The 4,441-nt window shown below is 28.0% G+C and carries 3 protein-coding genes; all 3 read right to left on the reverse strand.

What is annotated here, in order from left to right:
* Window positions 1-482: 482 nt before the first annotated feature.
* The 3 genes from RR409_RS20795 to RR409_RS20805 all read right to left on the reverse strand — a co-directional run bounded on the left by RR409_RS20795 (window position 483) and on the right by RR409_RS20805 (window position 4,114).
* Entirely contained in the window at window positions 483-1,880 is a 1,398-nt protein-coding gene (locus RR409_RS20795; RefSeq protein ID WP_332559691.1) for a hypothetical protein, read from the reverse strand.
* Between the two features lie 392 nt (window positions 1,881-2,272).
* Window positions 2,273-2,689 carry an NUDIX domain-containing protein gene (locus RR409_RS20800; protein WP_332559692.1) on the reverse strand — a complete coding sequence of 139 codons (417 nt, stop codon included), beginning with the start codon at window positions 2,687-2,689 and terminating at the stop codon, window positions 2,273-2,275.
* 294 nt (window positions 2,690-2,983) lie between these two features.
* A complete protein-coding gene (locus RR409_RS20805; protein WP_332559693.1) occupies window positions 2,984-4,114 on the reverse strand; it encodes a DUF4163 domain-containing protein in 1,131 nt (376 codons plus the stop codon).
* Between the last annotated feature and the right edge of the window lie 327 nt (window positions 4,115-4,441).

The raw sequence follows: 4,441 nt of genomic DNA on the forward strand, positions 1-4,441 counted from the left end.
TTTTCAAAGACCAATTTGTCGCTACATTGTAGCGTCGTCACCACTTGGCGACTTTCAATATCTTATCACTTATTCTCACCCTCGTCAATACTTTTTTTAATTTCTTTTTAAAAACTAAATTTTGTTTTAACGTGCAGCTTTGAACTTTAAATAATTTATTTTGTCACCTCTTAGGGACAAGAAATATCTTATCATATGAACAATAATGAATTCATACTTCTCTCCGACTTACTCAAAACCTGTTGGTAAAATCTTTAGATTTCTCCTTTTATCTAGCTTTATTTACTATTGATACACTGGGAACAGTTATATTATAATATCAGAATTAATATTGATTTCTTTCAAATGGTAAGTATAAATATACTATTATTAGAGCTCACTTAATTATAAAAATTAAGACACTATCGTACAAGCCAATAGTGTCTCAAATATATATTTTTTAAATCTGATAGATACTTAAAGCAATTTAACCATATAATCGTTTATAGGAGGAATAATGCAAAAATTGTTGTAGTAACAATTCCAATTGCTACTGGAACAAAGTTCCTCCTTGCTAGCTCAAAAGGTGATACCTTACATATTGCCGCAACTGGAATAATTGCCCAAGGTATAATTGTTCCTCCACCGACCCATATACCACAAATTTGCCCTAAAGCTGTAAGCGTAGCTACATTCGCCCCTGTAGCTGTGGCAAATAGCTTAGCTATTGAACCTGCAAGGGATAACCCTGAGAATCCAGACCCATCAAGCCCAGTTATTATTCCAACTGTTGATAATGTGGCTACACTAACCCCGTTATTTAATGGTACTGAATGTGCTAAAACATATCCTAAATCATTTATTATCCCAGTTGAATTTTGAGGTAAAAATTCTCCAATAATTTTTACAAATCCCATATCACCAAGGTAAAAAAATGCTGCAATTGGAATTACAGGCCCAAAAACTTTAAATCCAAATTGGAATCCATCAATAAAATAACCAGTAATCTTTTCTAAGGACTCATTTTTAAAGGTTGTAACAGAGATTAGGATAAGTAGAAATATTGCTGTTCCACCTATTAAAGCCGTGGCATCTCCGCCTCTTAAATTTAAAATTACCATTATAACTACATCAATAAGAAATAATATTGGAATCAATACTGAAAATAATACTTTCCACTTATTGCTTAGCTTATTCTTATCTTTATTATCAGCTTCTACTTCAATTGACGCATCTGAAATCATTTCATAGCTGATATTTCCATTTTTCATATCTCTTTTTAGTATAATAAAGGCAGTTATAGTTGTAACTAACCCCATAACTATAATTAGTGGGATTGAAGCGGCTATAACAGACTCAACTGGTATTCCTGCAGCATCTGCTGTTATTTTTGGTGCACCTTGAATTACAATATCACTAGAAAGCGCAATTCCATGGCCAAATAAATTCATTGCAACTGCAGCACCTATTGCTGGCAACCCTGCCTTAATTGCTACAGGCACAAAAACTGCACCGATTAAAGCTACTGCAGGCGATGGCCAGAAAAACCATGATATAACCATCATAGTTAAACCAATTACCCAAAATGCCAATGTATCATTTTTTATAAGCTTTGTAAAAGGGCTTACCATGACCTCATTTATTCCAGTAACAGTCAATAATTTACCAAGTGATACTATTACTGAAATAATTAGTATTGTAGGTAATAGTTCCGTAATGGCATATATAAAACTGTTAAATACTCCTATTACTGATAGTGAAAGAGAATTTGTGCCAATAAAAGCAAGTATAAATATACCTACAATGCATATTAATGAACAATCCCTTTTCCTTATCATTACACCTAAAATTAGTAAAATGAAAACTAAGTATACATAGTGTAGGGCCGTTAATTCAATCATTTTGTTCATCTCCTCATGTGTTTTTCCATATTTTTTCTATACTATACAATATGCTTAATCTATAGTATGGTGTTAAAAAAATTTAGTTGAATTTATACACAAAAGCACTTACGTCCCTTTTTTTAACGCTTAATTTCATTAGATCTTCAAATAAAAAAATCCCCAAGGAATGAACAGTTCCATAAGGATTTTCTCTAAAATGACTTCTATCAATTATAAATACATACTATGATTTTAATCCTGTGCACTATAATCAACTTATTGAAATTTGATGTTTTAATTAAAATGAGTTAAATTAACATATGCTGTGAGGAAACTTTTCATGATACATATCTTAAGTTTCCTAATATAAAATTTATAGCTTTAAATTTCGTAAATACAGAAAAGCTAGTTTAATTTTTTTTATTCATTATATAATTATAAGCTTCCTTTAATAACTCCTTACTTACATCATGGGTAACCTTTTCTTTTCCTTGTTCAAAGGTAACCCATTGATAACTTTGAATCTCTGACTTATCTATATTTACATTTTTATCTTCAGCTTCTCCGAGAAAGAATATAACTTCCTTTACTACATCAGGTCTTGGTTTGTATTCAATTCTATGCCTAAACCCAGGTTGTAATTTTATCTGTAGATCAGTCTCTTCCTTTACCTCTCTCAAAGCAGTCTCTTCTTCAATTTCACCATCTATCATGTGACCTTTGGGATATCCCCAATATATATTTACATTTTGCTGTATAATTAAAAATTCAACTTGTTGTTCTTTTTTAAGAAATACAACAGCACCACAGGACTTTTCATTCTGCATTATACAATCCTCCTTTTTCAATTCATTAAATCTTTATATATTTTAATTTATGTAATATTCCCGTTTTTTATTTGTAAAACCTATACTTTATTTTAATTGTACTGCTAATGTACTCAGAGAAGTTGCAATTTGTCATTATTTATTCAAATTTATTTATTCAAGGATTATATTTTGTAATTTTAAAGCTCCTTAGTTGAAATTACTTTATAAGAGAAAAAGATTCCCATAGTTTTACCATCTTCTATAGAAATCTTTTTTCATTTTCAATATTTTAAAAAATATCTCTTTTGCCTACTACTCACTTATTGTTCCCGTTTTCAGATCAATATTTATAATACTGTCAGTGGTCTTAAAACTATTTCCATCGAAATGGCTTTTTACTATGCCAATTATAATATTCCATTTATTGTTTTGAAGAATTGTGTAGCTAATATTAACGCTATATGGAATAAAAATTCCAGTGTTTTTTATTGAACTCTTTTCAGCATTTTTTGCTTCATTTTCTAAAGACTTTACAAAACTAAATATATTGTTTTCCACATATTCGTTGATCTTCTTGTTAAAATCACTATTTGTTAAATCAATTTCAGGAAACTTTACATTCAAATTTATATACTTACTATGCTCATTAATCTCTTTAGTTGTAATTTTAGGCTTTTCATATTTATTGAGGCTTCCAAGATCCACACCATTATAAAAATTATCAAAAGGAATTTTGAACTCTGGAATTCCAAGAGTATAGACTGATATTTCATTCATTGGAAAATAAATAATTATATTTCTATCTTGCAAGTAGAATGGTTGATCATAATTAATGCTATATATACTATTTTTATTATATAAGTTCTTATTTTTTATAATATCTTCATTTAATTTTTTATTAATTACTGTTTGAAAATCTTCATTTTCTTTAAAAAGATCCTGAAGTTGAAGTATCCTTTCATATTTTAAATCTATGTTATAACTTTTTTTATTTGTTATTCCATATGTTCCACCAGTATATTTATAAGTTGTAATAGTAAAACTTAATATATTTTCGTCTTCATAGGTTATCATATAGTTACTTTTTACTTCATATTTTGGAAGAGAATATCCTTTTTCTTCAGCAAACAAAGAATCTTCTTTATATTTATCTTTTACTTCTTTTCTTAAGGAATAAATATATTCTTCAATGTCCTTATTTAGTTTATCTTGCAAATTTTCGTCCTTAATTCCTTGAATGATAGGAATAGATAGATTTATGTCAATAAACTCATCTTGTTCTTTTATATCTTTATTTATGAGCCCTATTTTATTTTTTTCACTATATAATGATAAAGTTGAAGTAGCGGCTTTAACGTCTTTTATGTAATTAGCAGTAGGAAAATTTAAAAGAAATAAAAATAAACTAATACTTGTTAAAGCTAGTCCTATTAACTTTTTCATAGATATACCTCCTTCCGATTCATAACCTTATAATAACATAGTAATTCCAAAAAATTACAGTAATTATGTAGTAATTAAAATTTTTTTTATGACAGCTTCTTACTTATTATTTGAATTAATTACTCACTTCTACTTATTATTTACCAACTAACATCCAATTAATACTATTAGTTCTAAAAATTCCAATATTGCTGTATAGATATAAGGAATAACTCTAGTTTTTAAATTAGTTTCATTATTCAATTTTCATTGATTTCTCAGAAAATATTTAGAAACCAAAAACTTGAATCCACCTAAATAGTAATACTCTTTTAAATTAACAAATTT

It is taken from the genome of Clostridium sp. (assembly GCF_036642255.1).
Taxonomy (GTDB): Bacteria; Bacillota; Clostridia; order Clostridiales; family Clostridiaceae; genus Clostridium_J.